The following is a 17,882-nucleotide window of genomic DNA, read 5'->3' as shown; positions in this document are numbered from 1 at the left end:
CCCTGCCTCGTTTTTTGCTGCGATCAAAAGGTTACTGGTTAAGAACCTCTTGCCGGCGAAGCGATCACTTCGCGGCGGCAGCGGTCGCCGTCGTGGCTTTCTTCACCGCGGCTTGCGTCTCGCGGGTGGCTTTCTCGGCGACTTTCTGAGCGTCGGCGGCGATGTCCTTGCCGGCGGTCAGCATCAGGTCGACGGTATCCATCTGCACCTTCTTGGCCAGCTCGGCATAGGCGGCCATGTGCTCGGCGGCCATCTCGGCCGAGGCCGAGGCGAAGTCGCTCATCGCCTTGGCATATTCCGACGGCTCGTCACGGACGGCCGCCAGTTCGCCGGCGCGGGCGATGGTGTCCTTGGCCCAACGGGCCGAAATCTCGGTCGAACGCTCGGCGGCGCCCAAGGCGACTTTCGCCAGCTTTTCGCCCAGCATGGATTGCGACTTCATCGCTTCCTGCATCGAGCTGGTGTCGATCGGAAAGTTTGCCATCATGTCCTGCATGGTCTTGGCGAAATCGGGGGTCTTGGCCATCTTGCTCACTCCTGTGGTGCAGGGCCGAGGTCCTGAACCTCGCGGCGCTGCCGGTCATCTAGTGAGATCAATATGAATGCTGCGCTGCAGCATTTCAAGATAATTTTCTGCGGCGCAGCAGAATTTTCGCTGCGCCGCATGTTGTCCCGTTTCAGCTGGCGCGTTCGTGGACATAGCGGCCCGGCGCGGGTTCCAGCCCCTCGCCCGGATCGCGCGCATCGACCATCCGGCCCGCGCGTTCGGCCAGCCAGCCCCCCCAATGCGGCCACCAGCTGCCCTGGGTGAAGGTGGCGTCCTTGCGCCAGGTCTCGTGATCGCCGCTGAAATCGGCCGAGCCAAGGTAATGGCCGTATTTCTTCTTGCTGGGCGGGTTCACGATGCCCGCGATATGGCCCGATTCCGACAGGATGAAGGTCTTGTCCGTCGAACCCATCTGCGCCACGCCACGCCAGCAATCCTTCCAGGGGGCGATGTGGTCGGTCTCGCAGGCGATGGCGCAAAGCGGCACCGACACGTCCGACAGGTGCAGCCGGTGGCCCATCAGATCGAACCCCTCGCCCGCAAAGGCATTCTGCTGGCAGAGGCCGCGCAGATATTGCATCGCCATCTTGCCCGGCAGGTTGGTGCTGTCACCGTTCCAGAACAGCAGGTCAAAGGCAGGCGGCGCCTCGCCCATCATGTAGCTGCGAATCGCCGGACCCCAGACCAGATCATTGGCGCGCAGAAAGCTCATCGTGCGCGACATCAGACGCGCCCGCATCAGCCCGTGGCGCGCGACCTCTTCGGCGATGCCATCGACGAAATCCTGTTGCAGGAAGGTCGTGAACTCGCCCTGATCCGAGAAATCCGTCAGCGTCGTGAAGAACGTCGCCGAGTTCACCCGGTCGTCGCCCCGCGCCTTGAGCAGCGCAAGCGTCAGCGACAGGGTGGTTCCCGCGATGCAATAGCCGACGACGTTCAGCTTTTTCTGGTCGGTCAGGTCGCGGACCTTGTCCATCGCGTCCAGATAGGCGGCGATGTAATCCTCGATCCCGGTCTCGGCCATGCTGGCATCGGGGTTCTTCCAGCTGACGACGAACAGCGTGTGGCCCTGATCGACCAGCCAGCGGATCAGGCTGTTCTCGGGTTTGAGGTCGAGGATGTAGAACTTGTTGATCCAGGGCGGAAAGATCAGCAAGGGCGTCGCATGGACCTGCGGGGTCGTGGGTGCGTACTGGATCATCTCGAACAGGGGGGTGCGGTGGACGACCGTGCCGGGGGCGGTGCCGATGTTCTGGCCCACGCTGAAGGCGGTGCTGTCGGCCAGCGACACGATCACCTCGCCGCCATGGGTCTCGACATCGCGGACAAGGTTTTCCAGACCGCGCACGAGGCTTTCGCCCTCGGTCTCGATGGCCTTTTCCAGCGCGTCGGGATTGGTGGCCAGAAAGTTGGTCGGCGCCATCATGTCAATGATCTGCGCGGTCAGCCAATCCAGCCGCCGCCGGGCGATCTGGTCGGGCAGGTCCAGCGCCGCCGAGGCCGAGCGCAGCGCCTCGGCATTGGTCTGGTACTGGCGCTTGACCAGGTTGAAATAGGGATGGGTCTGCCAGAGCGGATTGGCGAAGCGGCGGTCCCTGGGGCCGTCATCCTCGGGGGCGGTCAGCTTTCCTTTCACCAACGCCTCTTGCGCGCGGGCATAGTTCTTCAGCGTCTCGGCCCAGTAATTGACCTGATGCTCGATCATGCGGGCGGGCTGCTCGGTCAGGGTCTTCACCAGCGCCCCGGCGGCGGTGACGTAGAGGTCAGGCCCCGGCCCCTCGACGCCGGGATTGGGCCGCTGGCGATCCGCGAAGGCAGCCATCAGGCGGTGGCTGAGCAGTTCGATCCGTTCGATATTCTCGGCCAGCTTCTGCGCGGTGGGTGCCGATCCGGTCTGCGCGAGGCTGCGCAAGATCTCGCGCGCGGCTTCGTGCGCCGAGGGAGCGGACGCAGGGCTTTCGGCCGCCGCGGCCGCGGGCGTCGCTTGGCCGGGGGCCTGAGCCTCGCCCCCACCTTCGGGCGCTTTTGCCTCGGGCTTCGTTGCCTCGACCTTCCCGGGGGCGGCGGGCTTGCGGCGCGAGCGTGGCGAAGAACCCGCCTCCGGCGTGGGCACCGGCGTGGCGGCCCTGGCTTCGGCGGTGTCCTCGGCTTTGTTGGCGGCGGGCTTTGCGGCCTTGGCCGTGCCGGCGCGCGGCTTTCGGTTTCTTGCCTTGGTGTCGGCAGGATCGGACGGATCTTTCGCCGACCGGGTCGATTTGCTTGCCATGAGCCGGTTCTCCCCCTAGAACTTGTCCCATGATAGGCGCAGGGCGCGGACAGCGTAAACCCGGCATTTCCCGGTCCCTCAAGGCCCCTGCGATGGCATCAGATGGTGAGTGACATGCCGACAAAGGGTCTGAGGGGAATTGTTTCCTACGATGCGATGGAAGCCATTCGGAACACGAACGAATGGCTGGGCGCCTCGGCGCGGGCGCTAGCATCCTATCCGGCCTTCGCGCTGATCCCGCATCCCGGCATCAAGCTGATGGGCGCATGGGGCCGCGTCACGGAACGCAGCTTTGCCCGCATGGTGATCAAGCCGGGCTGGCAGATCCCCGCCATTCCCGGCGAGGATGGGCAGGACCACACTGTCTATCCCGAACCCGTCGTCCGGCGCGCCTTTGGCGATCTGGTGCATTTCCGTGTCGCCCGCCGCGAAGCCCGCCCCCGCAAGGTGCTGCTGGTCGCGCCCATGTCGGGCCATTACGCGACGCTGATGCGCTCGACCGTGACCTCGCTTCTGCCCGATTGCGAACTTTACGTGACCGACTGGCACAATGCCCGCGACATCCCGGTGTCCGAGGGCAAGTTCGACATCGAGGATTACACCCGCTATCTGGTGGACTTCATCCGCCATCTGGGACCGGACACGAACGTCATCGCCGTCTGCCAGCCCGCGCCGCTGGCCTTGGCCGCGACCGCGATCCTGGCCGAGGAGGACCCCGCCGCGCAGCCGCGCACGCTGACGCTGATCGGCGGCCCGGTCGATCCCGACGCCGCCGCCACCGAAGTCACGGATTTCGGCAACCGCGTCACCATGGGCGAGCTTGAGCATCTGGTCATCCAGTCGGTCGGCTTCAAATATCGCGGCGCGGGCCGGATGGTCTATCCGGGTCTGGCGCAGCTGTCGTCCTTCATCGCGATGAACGCCGAGACGCACACCAATGCCTTCGTCAACCAGATCTTCGCCGAGGCGCGCGGCGAGGCATACGAGGGCGACAAGCACAACAAGTTCTATGACGAATATCTGGCCGTGATGGACATGACGGCGGAATTCTACCTCTCCACGGTCGAGCGGATCTTCAAGGGGCTGGAAATCGCGCAGAACCGGTTCAGCGTGGACGGAAAGCCGGTCGATATCGGCAAGATCACCGATGTCGCGGTGATGACGGTCGAAGGCGCGAATGATGACATCTCGGCGCCGGGGCAATGCGTGGCCGCGCTGGACCTGTGCACCGGGCTGCCCGACAGCAAGAAGGCGCAGCATCTCGAGGAAGGGGCCGGGCATTACGGCATCTTCGCCGGCAAGTCCTGGCGGCTGAACATCCGCCCGCTGGTGCTGGACTTCATCGACGAACATTCGATCCTGCCCGATTCGGTCAAACCGCGCCGCCGCCGCCGCAAGGCCGGCTCGCCCGGCCCGGACAGCAACGCCCATATGCCCGTCTGAGCGACAAGGCCCCGGTCGATCCGGGGCCTTTCCACATCCGGGCCGCGTCAGCCGATCTCGTCGATCTGCGCCTCGATGGCACGCAGGCATTCGGGGGTCGAAAAGCGGTGATCGGCGCCCTTGACCAGCAGCAGCCGGATATCCGCGCCATCCGCGTGGTCCAGCAGGTCCAGCGCCCATGACATCGGCACATCCGCATCCGCCGTGCCCTGCAGCATCCGCACCGGCATATCCAGCCGCAGGGGCTGGTTCAGGACCAGATGGTCGCGCCCGTCCTCGATCAGGCGGCGAGTGATGACATAGGGGCTGTCGGCATAATCGCTTGGCAGTTCGATCCGGCCGTCGCGCAGGACAGTCTGGCGCTGATCCTCGGAAAAGCCCGCCCAGAAGCCGCGTTCGGTAAAGTCGGGCGCGGCGGCGATGGTCACCAGCCCCGCCATGCGATGCGGCATCGCCCGCGCCAGAAGCAGCGCGATCCAGCCGCCCATGGACGAGCCGACAAGGATCTGCGGCCCCTCGGTCAGGGCCTCGATGGCGTGGCGGGCATCCTCGGCCCAGTCGCCGATCGCGCCTTCCTCGAACAGGCCGCTGCTGTCACCGTGGCCCGAATAGTCGAACCGCAGGAAGGCGCGCCCCCGCCGCGCGGCCCAATCCTGCAGATGCAGCGCCTTGGTGCCGGTCATGTCGGATTTGAACCCGCCCAGAAAGACGACGCCCGGGCCGCTGCCCGGCTGGCGGGCATAGGCGATGCGCCGCCCGTTCGGGGTGTCGAGATAAGTGCTCATCCGCAAGCTCCTGCTGTGACCATGCCGGATACTGTTATCCGAGCCGTCGGCTAAACTGAACCGCGACGCGACCCGACCGCGCCGACTTGACACCAGAGCCGCCCGCGTCCATGCCTGCCCGACATACCCGCAACCGGGCGTTCCGTGGGCGCCAAACCGACGAGGAGGACGCTATGTCCCAGATCACCCTCTCCTTTCCCGATGGCAATGCGCGCGACTATCCCGCCGGCGTGACGGCGGCCGAGGTCGCGGCCAGCATCGCGCCCAGCCTCGCCAAGCGCGCGATCTCGGCCAGCCTTGACGGGCGCCATATCGACCTGGCCTGGCCGATCACCGAAAGCGGTGCCATCGCCATCCACACGATGAAGGACGACGCGCAAGCGCTAGAGCTGATCCGCCACGATTTCGCCCATGTGATGGCCCGCGCCGTGCAAGAGATCTGGCCCGATGTGAAGGTCACGATCGGCCCCGTGCGCGATCACGGCTGGTTCTACGATTTCGACCGCACCGAGCCCTTCGTCCCCGAGGATCTGGCCCGGATCGAGGCCAGGATGCGCGAGATCGTCAATGCGCGCGAGCCGATCCGCACCGAGGTCTGGGACCGCGCCCGCGCCCGCGCCCATTACGAGGCCGCGAACGAACCCTTCAAGCTGGAGCTGCTGGACCGCATCCCCGAAGGTCAGGACATCCGCATGTACTGGCACGGTGACTGGCAGGACCTGTGCCGCGGCCCGCATCTGCAATCCATGGCGCAACTGCCCGCCGATGCCTTCAAGCTGACCCATATCGCCGGGGCCTATTGGCTGGGCGACGCCTCGCGGCCCATGCTGCAGCGCATCTATGGCGTGGCCTTCCGCACGCGCGACGAGCTGAAGGCCCACATGACCATGCTGGAAGAGGCCGCGAAACGCGACCACCGCAAGCTGGGCCGCGAGATGGACCTGTTCCACATGCAGGAAGAGGCCCCGGGCCAGATCTTCTGGCATGCGAACGGCTGGAACATCTACACCACGCTTCAGGATTACATGCGCCGCAAGCAGCGTGCCGACGGCTATGTCGAGGTGAACACGCCGCAGGTCGTCAGCCGGAAATTGTGGGAAGAATCAGGGCATTGGGAAAACTATCAGGAAAACATGTTCATCGTCGAGGTTGACGAGGATCATGCCCGGACCAAGACGATCAACGCCCTGAAGCCGATGAACTGCCCCTGTCATGTGCAGATCTTCAACCACGGCCTGAAATCCTATCGCGACCTGCCGCTGCGCATGGCCGAGTTCGGATCGTGCAACCGCTACGAGCCCTCGGGCGCGCTGCATGGCATCATGCGGGTGCGCGGCTTCACGCAGGACGATGCCCATATCTTCTGCACCGAGGACCAGATCGAGGCCGAGACGAAGAAGTTCATCGACTTCCTCGCCGGGATCTACACCGATCTGGGCTTTGACGGCTGGCGCATCAAGCTGTCCACGCGCCCCGAAAAGCGTATCGGCTCCGAGGAAAGCTGGGACCGGGCCGAGGCCGCGCTTGGCAATGCCTGCAAGGCGGCGGGCCACGACTTCACCATCTTCCCCGGCGAGGGCGCCTTCTACGGCCCCAAGCTGGAATTCGTGCTGACCGATGCAATCGGGCGCGACTGGCAATGCGGCACCTTGCAGGTGGACCCGAACCTGCCCGAGCGGCTGGACGCCGAATATGTCGGCGCCGACGGCCACAAGCACCGCCCCGTCATGTTGCACCGCGCCGTTCTGGGCAGCTTCGAGCGCTTCATCGGCATCCTGATCGAGAACAGCGCGGGCAAACTGCCCTTCTGGCTGGCGCCCCGTCAGGTCGTCGTGGCCTCGATCGTCTCGGACGCCGATGATTTCGTGCACGAGGTCGTGGCCGAATTGCGCGCGGCGGGCATCCGCGCCGAGGCCGACACCCGCAACGAAAAGATCAACTACAAGGTTCGCGAGCATTCCGTCGCCAAGGTCCCGGCAATCATGGCCATCGGCATGAAAGAGGTCGAGACCCGCAGCGTGTCGCTGCGCCGTCTGGACGCGCAGGGCAGCCGCAGCCTGACGCTGGCAGAAGCGGTCGAGATGCTGAAAGCCGAGGCGACCCCGCCCGATCTGCGCTGATTGGCGCCGATGTCACACGGGCGTCACCGGGCAGCGACAAGCTGCCCGTTATTCCCGCTTGCCTTTCGCTGCGATTCGGGCATCCTCACCCTCGCGTGAGCAAGGACTTTCTACCGCCTCCCTTACGGGCAGCCGGAATTCCGAAAGCGGGCTGCACGGCCTGGCGCAATCCTGCGCCGGGATGACTTGAAGGAGAGACGGTTATGGCGACCGGAACGGTAAAGTGGTTCAACGCCACCAAAGGCTACGGCTTCATTGCGCCCGATGACGGCGGCAAGGACGTGTTCGTCCACATCTCGGCGGTCGAGCGTGCGGGCCTCACCGGCCTGCAGGACAACCAGAAGATCGGCTATGAACTGCAGTCGGGCCGCGATGGCCGCGCCTCGGCCAGCGATCTGAAGCTGCTCTGATCCCACGCCCCGGCGTGCTGTGACGGCCCGTTCGCGCGGGCCGTTTTCCTTTTTTTCGCGACAGGTCCCCCGATGGTCACACTTGATATCTTTGCCGATCCGGTCTGCCCCTGGTGCCTGATCGGCAAGCTGCATCTGGACCGGGCGCTGGAAAGCCGCCCCGACCATCCCTTTGCGATCACCTGGCACCCGTTCCGCCTGAACCCCGACCTGCCGCCCGAAGGCGCCGATCGGATCGCCCATCTGCAGGCCAAGCTGGGCGCCCGCGCGATCGAGGCGGGCGAGCAGATGGCGCGCGAGGCCGCATCCCTGGGGCTGAATCTGAACCCGGCGCCGCGCGAGCCGAACACGCTGGACGCGCATCGCCTGCTGCATTGGGCGGGGCTGGAGGGCGCGCAGAGCCGCGTCATGGCGGGCCTGTTGCGCGCCCATTGGCAAGAGGCGGCCGACATCTCCGATCACGCCACCCTGTCCCGGATCGCGGCGGCAGCGGGGATGGATCAGGATGTGACCGCCCGGCTGCTGGCCTCGGATGCTGACCGGGACGAGGTTCTGCGCCGCGAGGCCCATGCCCGGCTGCGCGGCCTCCGGTCGGTCCCGACCTTCATCGTCGCCGATACCCATGTCGTGCCGGGCGCGCAGCCCGCCTCCCTCTGGCAGCAGGTGATCGACGAGATCGGCGCCGCCTGACCGGCAAGACTTGCAGATCGTGCAAATCAAGCCTATCTGCGGGTCAGAACCGACAGGTATTCCCATGACCGATATCGCCCACCCGGCCAGCCAAGCGCCGCGCCGCCTTCCCTTGCCCGAATTCATCGCGATGCTGGCGTTCCTGTTCGCCACCATCGCCTTTTCCATCGACGCGATGCTGCCCGCCCTGCCCGAGATCGGGGCCGAGCTGACGCCCGACAACATCAACCGCGCGCAGCTGATCCTGACCAGCTTCGTGGCGGGGATGGGGCTTGGCACGCTGTTTGCGGGGCCGATCTCGGATGCGATCGGGCGCAAGCTGACGATCACCCTGGGCTTTGGCCTTTACACGGCGGCCGCGCTGGCGGCGATTGCAGCCCAGTCGCTTGAGATGCTGCTGCTGGCGCGCTTCATCCAGGGGATCGGCGCGGCGGCACCCCGGATCGTCGGCGTGGCGCTGGTTCGTGACCTCTACGAGGGGCGCGAGATGGCGCGGATCACCAGCTTCGTGATGATGATTTTCATCATCGTCCCGGCCTTGGCGCCGTCAATCGGGGCGGGGATCATCGCGGTCAGCGATTGGCACGGGGTCTTTCTGGCCTTTGCCGCCTTTGCGATCATCGGCGCGCTGTGGCTGAACATCCGCCAGCCCGAGACCCTGCCCGCCGAAAACCGGCGCCCGCTGAAACTGTCCGTGCTGGCCGCCTCGGCGCGCGAGGTGCTGTCGGACCGGCAGGTGATGCTGGCGACGGTGATCCTGACGCTCGGCTTCGGGCAGATGTTCGCGCTGCTGTCCTCGGCGCAGCAGCTGTTCGGCGAGACCTATGGAAGGGGCGAGAATTTCCCGCTGTGGTTTGCGGCGATGGCGCTTCTGTCGGGCTCGGCCACGATCCTGAACGCACGCTTCGTCATGCGCTTCGGAATGCGTCGGATCGCGGGCTGGGCCTATCAGATGCAGACCGTGGTCTCGGCGATCATGCTGGTCCTGCTGCTGAGCGACGCCCTTCCGCCCGCGCTGGAATTCCCAGCCTTCTTCTTCTGGGCGACCAGCGTCTTTTTCATGGCGGGGGTGACCTTCGGCAACCTGAACGCGCTGGCGCTGCAAAGGATGGGGCATATCGCGGGCATGGCGGCCTCGGTCGTGGCGGCGATCTCGACGCTGGCGGCGGTGCTGATCGCGGCGCCGGTGGGGCTGCTCTATGACGGGACGGCGCTGCCGGTGGTCGTGGCGACGCTGACCTGCTCGGGCGCGGCGGTTCTGCTGATGCGCCGCCTTCAGGGATGAGAAAACCGCCGCGAGGGCAACCCGCGGCGGCGGCTTTTCCAAGGGCGGGCGGTCAGGCCGCGACGCCCTCGGGGACCTTGGCCCCGGTCATGTAGGCCACCGCATCCGACATCGAATGCTCTTTGGGGTTGATGACGCAGAGCCGCTTGCCCAGCCGATGGATATGGATGCGGTCGGCCACTTCAAAGACATGCGGCATGTTGTGGCTGATCAGCACGATGGGAATGCCGCGCGAGCGCACGTCCTGGATCAGTTCCAGCACGCGGCGGCTTTCCTTGACGCCAAGCGCCGCCGTCGGCTCGTCTAGGATGATGACGCGGCTGCCGAAGGCCGCGGCACGCGCAACCGCAACCCCCTGACGCTGGCCGCCCGACAGGGTCTCGACCGGCTGGCCGATGTTCTGGATCGTCATCAGACCCAGTTCGGTCAGCTTTTCGCGGGCAAATGCGTGCATCGCGGGCGTATCCAGCATGCCGAACCAGCGGCCCAGCACATCCTTGCGGCGCAATTCGCGCCCCATGAACATGTTGTCGGCGATCGACAGGGCGGGCGACAGGGCCAGCGTCTGATAGACGGTCTCGATCCCGGCATTGCGCGCGTCCAGCGGGCTGGCAAAGCTGACGGGCTGGCCCTCAAGCCGGATCTCGCCCTCGTCGGGCTGGACGGCCCCCGAAAGCGCCTTGATCAGGCTGGACTTTCCGGCGCCGTTGTCACCGATGACGGCCAGGATCTCGCCGGGATAGAGGTCGAAATCGGCGCCGTCCATCGCCGTCACGCGGCCATAGCGCTTGATCAGGTTGCGGGCGGTCAGAATCGGCTCGGTCATGACGACACCTTCCGGATCCATTGGTCGATGGCGACAGCCAGAATGATCAGCCAGCCGGTCGCGAAAAGCTGCCACAGCACGTCCACACCGGCCAGCCGCAGCCCCGAGTTGAAGACGCCCACGATCAGCGCCCCGATCAGCGGCCCCAGGATCGAGCCGCGCCCGCCAAAGAGCGAGATGCCCCCGATCACCACGGCGGTGATGGATTCGAGGTTCGCCTCGAAGAACGAGGTCGGGCTGACCGAACCCACGCGCCCGATCGAGGACCACGCCGCCAGCGCGCAGATCACGCCCGCCACGATATAGACCGACATCAGCACGCGCTTGGTCTGGATGCCCGCCAGCGCCGCGGCCTCGGGGTCATCGCCCACCGCATAGACACGGCGGCCCCATGCCGTCTTGTAGAGTGCGTAGTAGAGCACCGCGAACACGACCAGCATCAGCACGACGCCATAAGTCAGGACCGCGCCGCCGATCTCGAACCGCGTGCCGAAAAACTTCAGCAGCGGCGCCTCGGCGTCAATGGTCTGGCTGCGGATCGTCTCGCGCCCCGAGAGGTAATAATTCAACGCCAGGAAGATATTCCACGTGCCAAGCGTCGTAATGAAGGGCGGCAGCTTCAGCCGCGTGACCAGAAAGCCGTTCAGCGCCCCGGTCGCGGCCCCGCAGGCCAGGCCGATCAGGATGGCGATGGGCACCGGGATGCCCATGTTCACGGCCAGATTGCCCATCACGACCGAGATCAGCACCATCACCGCGCCGACCGACAGGTCGATCCCGGCAGTCAGGATGACCAGCGACTGCGCCGCCGCCAGCGTGCCGACCACCGCAACCTGCTGCAGGATCAGCGACAGGTTGAAGGCGGAAAAGAAGTTGGGCGAAACCAGCCCGAAGACGATGACGGAAAGAACCAGCACGATGACCGGAACCATGGTGGGGTATTGATGCAGGAAATGCTGCATCCGGTCCAACGCACTGCGCGAACGGGCATCGAACTGGGCGACCGCTTCGCTGGAATTGCGTTCGACCACGGGATCGGGGGTGTCAGACATCGCGCACTCCGTGGAACAGGCAGCAAGTCCGGCGGCCATCGCGGCCGCCGGAGGTTTTCAGGGTGAAATCAGCCCCAGCAGCGGGCCAGACCCTCTTCGATGTCGATCGATTCCACGCCCTCGACGGCCTCGCCGGTGACAAGGTTCACGCCGGTATTGGTGAAATCGAGACCCTCGCTGGTGGTCGGCTTGCTGCCGTCGGCGGCGAAGGCGGCGATCGCCTCGATGCCCATCGACGCCATCAGCAGCGGGTATTGCTGGGCCGTCGCGCCGATCACGCCGTCACGAATGTTCTGCACACCCGGGCAGCCGCCATCGACCGACACGATCAGAACGTCGTTTTCCTTGCCGAAGGATTTCAGCGCCTCGTAGGCACCAGCGGCGGCGGGCTCGTTGATCGTGTAGACGAGGTTGATGTTGGGATCGCGCTGCATCAGCGCCTCCATCGCCTGACGGCCACCTTCCTCGTTGCCCGAGGTCACTTCGTTGCCGACGATGCGCGGATCGCTTTCATCGCCGATCACGTCGGGATTGTTCACATCGATGCCGAAGCCTTCCAGAAAGCCCTGGTTGCGCAGCACATCGACCGAGGGCGCGCTGGCCGAAAGGTCCAGCAGCGCGATACGAGCATCGGCGGCGGCATCGCCCATCGACGCGGCGGCCCATGCGCCGATCAGGCGGCCCGCCTCGCGGTTGTCGGTGGCAAAGGTGGCGTCGGCGGCGTCGATCGGGTCAAGCGGCGTGTCCAGCGCGATCACCAGCAGACCGGCAGCACGGGCCTGGGCCAGCGGGTCCACGATGGCCTTGGTGTCCGAGGCCGCGATCAGGATGCCCTTGGCGCCGGCGGCGATGCAGCTTTCGACGGCCTGCTGCTGGGTTTCGTGGTCGCCGTCGATCTTGCCGGCGAAGGTCAGCAGCTCGATCCCCAGTTCCTGCGCCTTGGCGGTCGCGCCTTCGCGCATCTTGACGAAGAACGGGTTGATGTCGGTCTTCGTGATCAGGCAGGCGCGGGTCGTGTCCTGCGCGGCGGCGCCGCCCACCGAAAGGGCCAGCGCGGAAAGGGCCGCGGACGCGGCCAGAATGGTTTTCTTCGTCATGTTGATAACTCCTCCAGAACGGCGGGCCCTCATCCCGCCCTGGACACAAAAAGCACCACAACAAGCCGCTTGTCAATAAATCAATTACGTTTATTTAATAGCGTGAGGGAGGACCGCAGAATGCCAAACGACCTGAGCGCCGGCCCCGGCCTCAGCCGGAACGAACGGCTGATCCTGTCGCTGATCCGCCGCCACGGCCCTCTGCCCCGCGCGGCGCTGGCGCAGCGCACGGGGCTGTCGGCGCAGGCCATCACCAACCTGTCGCGCAAGCTGATGGCGGCGGGGCTGCTGGACGCGGGTGAAGTGGTGCGCGGCAAGGTGGGCCAACCCTCGACGCCCTTGTCGCTGGCGCCTGAAGGGGCGCTGTTTCTGGGGCTGAAGATCGGGCGCAGGCTGGCCGAGCTGGCCTTGGTGGACTTCACCGGGCAAGTCCGGCTGCACCGGCAGGAAATGCACGCCTTCCCCGAACCGCGCCGCATCCTGAGCTTTGCGCGCCATGGCGTCGCCACCTTTCTGGGCGGCCTGCCCGGGCCGCTGCGCGGCCGGGTCGCCGGGCTGGGGATCGCCACCCCCTATCGAATGTGGGACTGGGGCGCCGAGATGGCCGACTGGGAGGGGCTGGACCTTGCCGCCCGGCTGGCCCCTGACATGCCCTGCCCGGTCTTCATGGATAATGACGCGACCACCGCCTGCGGGGCCGAACTGATCTTTGGCGCCCAGCCGCTGCCGCCGGATTTCATCCATATCTATGTCGCGCATTTCGCGGGGGGCGGCATCGTGCTGGACGGCGTGCTGCGCCACGGACCCACGCGCAATGCGGGCGCTCTTGGCTCGATGCCGGTGCCGGGGGGCGGGCAGCTGCTGGACCAGGCATCGGTCTCGGCGCTGGAGCGTCAGATCGGTCGCGCGCTGCCTCCTGACGATTCGGCCTGGGACGTTCCCCACGCCGACGAGGCCGCCTGGGCTGCGAAGGCGGGCGAGGCACTGGCCTTCGTGGCCATGTCGGCGGTGGCGCTGGTCGATCTGCCGCTGGTGGTGATCGACGGCGCGGTCCCGCCCGCGACCCGCGCAAGGCTGGCCGACGCCACGGGCGAGGCTCTGGCACGCATGCCTGCCGCCGGCATCGACAGGCCTCGGGTGATCCAGGGCAGCCTGGGGCGGGCGGGGCGCATCCTCGGCGCGGCGGGACTGCCGCTGGCACATTTCTTCCAGCCGGACGGCGCCGCGGACTGATCAGCTTTGCGGGTTGACTTGGGGCAAGGCGGCTCTATAAGCGCGGACTTCATTGGTGTTGGTGGACCCCGCAAGGGGAAGCCTGTCGGGTCGGAGATCCTCGGATCGAAGCCAAAGGACAACGCCCTTCGACAATGCAAGAAGGAGATCAGCCGTGACCAAACGCACGTCTGCCAAGTACAAGATCGACCGCCGCATGGGCGAGAACATCTGGGGCCGCGCCAAGTCGCCGGTCAACCGCCGCGAATACGGCCCCGGCCAGCATGGCCAGCGCCGCAAGAACAAGCTGTCGGATTTCGGCACCCAGCTGCGCGCCAAGCAGAAGCTCAAGGGCTATTATGGCGACCTGACCGAAAAGCAGTTCCGCCGCATCTATGCCGAGGCCGAGCGTCTGCGCGGCGATACCGGCGAGATGCTGGTCGGCCTGCTGGAGCGTCGCCTGGACGCGATCGTCTACCGCGCCAAATTCGTCCCGACGATCTTTGCCGCCCGCCAGTTCGTGAACCACGGCCATATCGAGGTGAACGGCAAGCGCGTGAACATCGCCTCCTACCGCGTGAAGGAAGGCGACGTCGTCTCGATCCGCGAGCGTTCGCGCCAGCTGGCCATCGTGCTGGAATCGGTCGGCCTGACCGAGCGCGACGTGCCGGATTACCTGGACGTGGACCACAACAAGATGACCGCGACCTTCGTCCGCACGCCGGCCCTGGGCGACATTCCCTATGCCGTGCAGATGGAACCGAACCTGGTCGTCGAATTCTACGCGAAGAACTGATCTTCGCCGCATCGGAATGCTCCGGGGGCCGCATCTTTCGATGCGGCCCTTTTTGCGTCCCGCGACAGACGGGGGGCTGCCGCCCCCCGCACCCCCCGCAGGTTCCGCCATCCCGGTGGGCCGGGGCCTGAAAGAGGGCTTTCCTAAAGGTCCTGCGGGGCATAAACGAGAGCCGGACAAAGGATGAGCCCATGACCCAGACACAAGTGCAGCCCGGCATCATGGACATCGCGCTTTATGTCAGCGGCGAGAGTGCGCTGGCGGGGCGCGAGGACGTGCTGAAACTGTCCTCGAACGAGAACCCTCTGGGGTGCAGCCCGGCCGCGGCCGAGGCCTTTCGGGCGGCCGCGGGCGATCTGCATCGCTATCCCGGCACCGATCACGCCGGCCTGCGCCGCGCCATTGGCGAGGTTCACGGGCTGAACCCCGACCGGATCGTCTGCGGCGTCGGCTCGGACGAGGTGCTGCAATTCGTCGTGCAGGCCTATGCCGGTCCGGGCGACGAGGTGATCACCACCGAGCATGGCTTTTCCATGTATCCGATCCTGGCGCGGATGGTGGGTGCCACACCCGTCACCGTTCCCGAGGCCGCACGCCGCGTCGATGTGGATGCGATCCTGTCAGCGGTCACGGACCGCACGCGGGTCGTCTTTGTGGCGAACCCTGCCAATCCGACCGGCACGATGCTGACCGAGGCCGAGTTGCTGCGTCTGGTCGAGGGGCTGCCGCCCTCGGTCCTGTTCGTCCATGATGGCGCCTATACCGAATTCGCCGAGGGTTTCGATGGCGGCGCCTCGCTGGTGGACCGCTTCCCGAATGTGGTGATGACGCGCACCTTCTCGAAGATCCACGGGCTGGGCGGGCTGCGGATCGGCTGGGGCTATGCGGCGCGATCCGTGATCGACGTGCTGAACCGCGTGCGCCAGCCCTTCAACCTGTCCAATGCCCAGATGGCCGCCGCCGAGGCCGCTATCCGCGACCGCGCCTTTACCAGCCGTTGCGCTGAGCTGAACGCCCGCCTGCGCGCCGAGATGCGCGAGGCGCTGACGGGCATGGGGATCGCCTGCGACGAGAGCTTCGCCAATTTCGTGCTGGCGCGCTTCGACAGCCCCGCCACGGCGGAGGCCGCCGACCGGGCGCTGCGCGAGGACGGCATTCTGGTCCGCCGCGTCGCGGGCTATGGCCTGGCCGAGGCCCTGCGGATCACGGTCGGCGACGAGGCCGGGGTCGCGCGCGTGCTGGCCTGCCTGAAGCGCTTCATGGCAGGGCGGGCAGCGGCATGATCTACAAGAAGGTTGCGCTGATCGGGCTGGGCCTGATCGCGGGTTCAATGGCCCATGCGATGCGCGAGGGCGGGCTTGCGGGCCGCGTCACCGGTTATGCCCGCAGTCACGACACGCGCGACGTGGCGCGCGAGATCGGCCTCTGCGAGGTTTGCGACAGTGTGGCCGAGGCGGTCTCGGGCGCTGATCTGGTGGTTCTGGCGGTGCCGGTGGGCGCCATGGGGCCGGTCATGGCCGAGATCGCGCCGCATCTGGCGCCCGGCGCCACGGTCACGGATGTCGGTTCGGTCAAGCAGTCGGTGATCGACGCGGTAGCGCCCCATATCCCCGAGAGCGTGCATTTCATCCCCGGCCACCCGCTGGCAGGGACCGAGCATTCCGGCCCGCGTTCCGGCTTTGCCAGCCTCTTTCGCAACCGCTGGTGGCTGCTGACCCCCCTGCCCGGCACCGATTCCGCCGCGCTGGAGCGGTTGGAGCGGCTGGTCGCGGGCATGGGCGCCAAGACCGACATCATGGAGGCCGCCCATCACGATCTGGTTCTGGCCGTCACCAGCCACGCGCCGCACCTGATCGCCTATACGATGGTCGGCGTGGCCGATCACCTGCGCCGCGTGTCGGGCGAGGAAGTGATCCAGTATTCGGCGGCGGGATTTCGCGACTTTACCCGGATCGCGGCCAGCGACCCGACCATGTGGCGCGACGTGTTCCTGCACAACAAGGAGGCGACGCTGGACATCCTCGGTCGCTTCACCGAGGAGCTCTTCGTCCTGCAACGCGCCATCCGCATGGGCGACGGCCAGCATCTGCACGATTACTTCACCCGTACGCGCGCCATCCGTCGCGGCATCATCGAGGCCGGTCAGGACACCGAGGCGCCCGATTTCGGCCGGACCGCAGGCGCGGCCGCGTCCTGAGGCGGCTCAGGGGCTGAGCCCCGTGACCGGCAGGACCGCGGCGGGCGCCGACGGCGCCAGCAGGAAGGGCGCCGGGCCGATCGGGATCGGGCCAAGCGACATGCGGCCATCCGCCATCGTCAGCAGCAGGCGCAACTCGCCCTCGGCGGGCGGGGGCATGGCGGGGCCGCGATCGAAGGGGGGCGCGATGTCGGCGCGGGCCAGCTGCGACAGGCCCGCCTCGACCAGCAGGCGCGCCGTGTCGGGCAAGAGCCCGGCGGCCGCCAGCACATCGAGCACCGCCCCTGCATCCCGCGCATATAGCGCCACCTGCCCCTCGGCCAGACCCGCCGGGTCGGGCGTGATCCGACCGATGACGCGCAGGGCCTGCCCGCCAAGCCGCAGGTCTATCCCCTCGGTCTGGCCGCCGATCAGGCGGGGCGCGCGCGGGTGATCGGGCCGGAAAGGCGCGTCCAGCCACAGCGTCGCGCCCCCCTCGACCGAGATTGCGGTAGCCAGCACCGCAAGCGTGGGTGCCAGAGGCGACAGGGCCTGCGGCGACAGATCGTCAAGGCGGGCGGTCACGCGATAGGCTGCCCGCGCGGCGCGCGGCGCGTCGAAACCGAGCCGGTTCAGATCGACCCGCAGATCGGCCGCGCCCGCCAGTGGCTGGCCATCCAGCGCCAGATCGCTGCCCTGCATCCGGGCGCGTTTCACAGTACGGCCATGCAGCGGTGAGAAGCCGATCATCGCGTCCAGATCCTGCCCTGTCAGGGCCAGATCGCGCCCGTCAAGCGTCAGCGCCAGGCTGTCGGGCAGCGCAAGCTGCAGGGTCAACGGCGCCAGCGGCTCGACCAGAAGCTGCATCTGCGCGGCCCCGACGGCGCGGCTGGCCGAACCGATACGCGGCGCCTCGATCGTGACGCCAAGCGAGGGCGGAGCGCGCAGGGGCGTGACCGAAGCTGCGGCAAGGTCGGGTCGCGCCTCGATCTCGGCCTTCAGGCGGTTGGCGGCCAGGATCTCGCCCCCGAACCAGATGCCGCCCATCAACAGGGCCAGCAAGATCGTCAAGACGATGATGGCACGACGCATCGCAAATCTTTCCTTCCCTCTGTCGGGCCCGCCGGATCGGCGGAGGGGGCCTTTCGCCGGCCTCTCTGGCCTCTTATGCTGATAG

Annotated in this window: 16 protein-coding genes; 9 read left to right on the top strand and 7 right to left on the bottom strand. The window is 66.8% G+C overall.

The window, feature by feature from the left end:
- Positions 1 to 64 precede the first annotated feature (64 nt).
- Both ACTZWU_RS12375 and phaC read right to left on the bottom strand, forming a co-directional pair.
- Positions 65 to 526 (bottom strand): Phasin, encoded by a 462-nt coding sequence (locus ACTZWU_RS12375; RefSeq protein WP_444737668.1) that lies wholly within the window; start codon positions 524 to 526, stop codon positions 65 to 67.
- A 151-nt stretch (positions 527 to 677) separates the two neighbouring features.
- A complete protein-coding gene (gene phaC / locus ACTZWU_RS12370) occupies positions 678 to 2,459 on the bottom strand; it encodes a class I poly(R)-hydroxyalkanoic acid synthase (protein ID WP_444737667.1) in 1,782 nt (593 codons plus the stop codon).
- Positions 2,460 to 2,969: 510 nt separating this feature from the next.
- Between phaC and phaZ the strand changes: the two genes are divergently transcribed.
- A complete protein-coding gene (phaZ, locus tag ACTZWU_RS12365) occupies positions 2,970 to 4,256 on the top strand; it encodes a polyhydroxyalkanoate depolymerase (RefSeq protein WP_444737666.1) in 1,287 nt (428 codons plus the stop codon).
- Positions 4,257 to 4,303: 47 nt separating this feature from the next.
- Here the strand turns inward: phaZ and ACTZWU_RS12360 are convergent, their stop codons facing one another.
- Entirely contained in the window at positions 4,304 to 5,041 is a 738-nt protein-coding gene (locus ACTZWU_RS12360) for an alpha/beta hydrolase (RefSeq protein WP_444737665.1), read from the bottom strand.
- 173 nt (positions 5,042 to 5,214) lie between these two features.
- Between ACTZWU_RS12360 and thrS the strand changes: the two genes are divergently transcribed.
- The 4 genes from thrS to ACTZWU_RS12340 all read left to right on the top strand — a co-directional run bounded on the left by thrS (position 5,215) and on the right by ACTZWU_RS12340 (position 9,546).
- Positions 5,215 to 7,161, top strand: coding sequence for a threonine--tRNA ligase (gene thrS / locus ACTZWU_RS12355; protein WP_444737664.1), 1,947 nt, complete (start codon positions 5,215 to 5,217; stop codon positions 7,159 to 7,161).
- 203 nt (positions 7,162 to 7,364) lie between these two features.
- Entirely contained in the window at positions 7,365 to 7,571 is a 207-nt protein-coding gene (locus ACTZWU_RS12350; protein ID WP_304616487.1) for a cold-shock protein, read from the top strand.
- A 72-nt stretch (positions 7,572 to 7,643) separates the two neighbouring features.
- Positions 7,644 to 8,261, top strand: a complete 618-nt coding sequence (locus ACTZWU_RS12345; protein ID WP_444737663.1) for a DsbA family oxidoreductase — start codon at positions 7,644 to 7,646, stop codon at positions 8,259 to 8,261.
- Positions 8,262 to 8,325: 64 nt separating this feature from the next.
- Positions 8,326 to 9,546: a multidrug effflux MFS transporter gene (locus ACTZWU_RS12340; protein ID WP_444737662.1), complete on the top strand. Its 1,221-nt coding sequence runs from the start codon at positions 8,326 to 8,328 to the stop codon at positions 9,544 to 9,546.
- Positions 9,547 to 9,598: 52 nt separating this feature from the next.
- Here ACTZWU_RS12340 and ACTZWU_RS12335 read toward each other — a convergent pair whose 3' ends face one another.
- From ACTZWU_RS12335 to ACTZWU_RS12325, 3 genes are all read right to left on the bottom strand, one after another.
- The gene (locus tag ACTZWU_RS12335) at positions 9,599 to 10,372 is read right to left on the bottom strand and encodes an ATP-binding cassette domain-containing protein (protein WP_444737661.1); all 774 of its coding nucleotides are present in this window, start codon (positions 10,370 to 10,372) and stop codon (positions 9,599 to 9,601) included.
- The gene (locus tag ACTZWU_RS12330) at positions 10,369 to 11,424 is read right to left on the bottom strand and encodes an ABC transporter permease (protein ID WP_444737660.1); all 1,056 of its coding nucleotides are present in this window, start codon (positions 11,422 to 11,424) and stop codon (positions 10,369 to 10,371) included. Before ACTZWU_RS12330 ends, ACTZWU_RS12335 begins: the two co-directional genes overlap by 4 nt.
- Before the next feature lie 68 nt (positions 11,425 to 11,492).
- Entirely contained in the window at positions 11,493 to 12,521 is a 1,029-nt protein-coding gene (locus ACTZWU_RS12325) for a sugar ABC transporter substrate-binding protein (protein WP_444737659.1), read from the bottom strand.
- Positions 12,522 to 12,641: 120 nt separating this feature from the next.
- Between ACTZWU_RS12325 and ACTZWU_RS12320 the strand changes: the two genes are divergently transcribed.
- The 4 genes from ACTZWU_RS12320 to ACTZWU_RS12305 all read left to right on the top strand — a co-directional run bounded on the left by ACTZWU_RS12320 (position 12,642) and on the right by ACTZWU_RS12305 (position 16,726).
- Positions 12,642 to 13,754 carry an ROK family transcriptional regulator gene (locus ACTZWU_RS12320; RefSeq protein WP_444737658.1) on the top strand — a complete coding sequence of 371 codons (1,113 nt, stop codon included), beginning with the start codon at positions 12,642 to 12,644 and terminating at the stop codon, positions 13,752 to 13,754.
- A gap of 154 nt (positions 13,755 to 13,908) precedes the next feature.
- Complete coding sequence (rpsD, locus tag ACTZWU_RS12315) at positions 13,909 to 14,529, top strand: 30S ribosomal protein S4 (protein ID WP_444737657.1); 621 nt, start codon at positions 13,909 to 13,911, stop codon at positions 14,527 to 14,529.
- Between the two features lie 191 nt (positions 14,530 to 14,720).
- Positions 14,721 to 15,812, top strand: coding sequence for a histidinol-phosphate transaminase (gene hisC, locus ACTZWU_RS12310; RefSeq protein WP_444737656.1), 1,092 nt, complete (start codon positions 14,721 to 14,723; stop codon positions 15,810 to 15,812).
- Positions 15,809 to 16,726, top strand: coding sequence for a prephenate/arogenate dehydrogenase family protein (locus tag ACTZWU_RS12305; RefSeq protein ID WP_444737655.1), 918 nt, complete (start codon positions 15,809 to 15,811; stop codon positions 16,724 to 16,726). The genes hisC and ACTZWU_RS12305 overlap by 4 nt, the downstream gene beginning before the upstream one ends.
- 6 nt (positions 16,727 to 16,732) lie before the next feature.
- On the opposite strand, the gene ACTZWU_RS12300 is transcribed toward ACTZWU_RS12305, so the two are convergent.
- Positions 16,733 to 17,797, bottom strand: coding sequence for a DUF2125 domain-containing protein (locus ACTZWU_RS12300; RefSeq protein WP_444737654.1), 1,065 nt, complete (start codon positions 17,795 to 17,797; stop codon positions 16,733 to 16,735).
- Positions 17,798 to 17,882 lie beyond the last annotated feature (85 nt).

It is taken from the genome of Paracoccus sp. NSM (assembly GCF_052379855.1).
GTDB lineage: Bacteria > Pseudomonadota > Alphaproteobacteria > Rhodobacterales > Rhodobacteraceae > Paracoccus.
Note: the sequence above shows the minus strand (reverse complement) of the source record. Positions and strands in the feature narration are given on the sequence as shown.

What these genes read in the sequence shown, in the direction of transcription:
- ACTZWU_RS12375 (WP_444737668.1), bottom strand. Translation starts at nt 526, where the DNA reads ATGGCCAAGACCCCCGATTTCGCCAAGACCATGCAGGACATGATGGCA.
- phaZ (WP_444737666.1), top strand. Translation starts at nt 2,970, where the DNA reads ATGGAAGCCATTCGGAACACGAACGAATGGCTGGGCGCCTCGGCGCGG.
- ACTZWU_RS12360 (WP_444737665.1), bottom strand. Translation starts at nt 5,041, where the DNA reads ATGAGCACTTATCTCGACACCCCGAACGGGCGGCGCATCGCCTATGCC.
- thrS (WP_444737664.1), top strand. Translation starts at nt 5,215, where the DNA reads ATGTCCCAGATCACCCTCTCCTTTCCCGATGGCAATGCGCGCGACTAT.
- ACTZWU_RS12350 (WP_304616487.1), top strand. Translation starts at nt 7,365, where the DNA reads ATGGCGACCGGAACGGTAAAGTGGTTCAACGCCACCAAAGGCTACGGC.
- ACTZWU_RS12345 (WP_444737663.1), top strand. Translation starts at nt 7,644, where the DNA reads ATGGTCACACTTGATATCTTTGCCGATCCGGTCTGCCCCTGGTGCCTG.
- ACTZWU_RS12340 (WP_444737662.1), top strand. Translation starts at nt 8,326, where the DNA reads ATGACCGATATCGCCCACCCGGCCAGCCAAGCGCCGCGCCGCCTTCCC.
- ACTZWU_RS12335 (WP_444737661.1), bottom strand. Translation starts at nt 10,372, where the DNA reads ATGACCGAGCCGATTCTGACCGCCCGCAACCTGATCAAGCGCTATGGC.
- ACTZWU_RS12330 (WP_444737660.1), bottom strand. Translation starts at nt 11,424, where the DNA reads ATGTCTGACACCCCCGATCCCGTGGTCGAACGCAATTCCAGCGAAGCG.
- ACTZWU_RS12325 (WP_444737659.1), bottom strand. Translation starts at nt 12,521, where the DNA reads ATGACGAAGAAAACCATTCTGGCCGCGTCCGCGGCCCTTTCCGCGCTG.
- ACTZWU_RS12320 (WP_444737658.1), top strand. Translation starts at nt 12,642, where the DNA reads ATGCCAAACGACCTGAGCGCCGGCCCCGGCCTCAGCCGGAACGAACGG.
- hisC (WP_444737656.1), top strand. Translation starts at nt 14,721, where the DNA reads ATGACCCAGACACAAGTGCAGCCCGGCATCATGGACATCGCGCTTTAT.
- ACTZWU_RS12305 (WP_444737655.1), top strand. Translation starts at nt 15,809, where the DNA reads ATGATCTACAAGAAGGTTGCGCTGATCGGGCTGGGCCTGATCGCGGGT.
- ACTZWU_RS12300 (WP_444737654.1), bottom strand. Translation starts at nt 17,797, where the DNA reads ATGCGTCGTGCCATCATCGTCTTGACGATCTTGCTGGCCCTGTTGATG.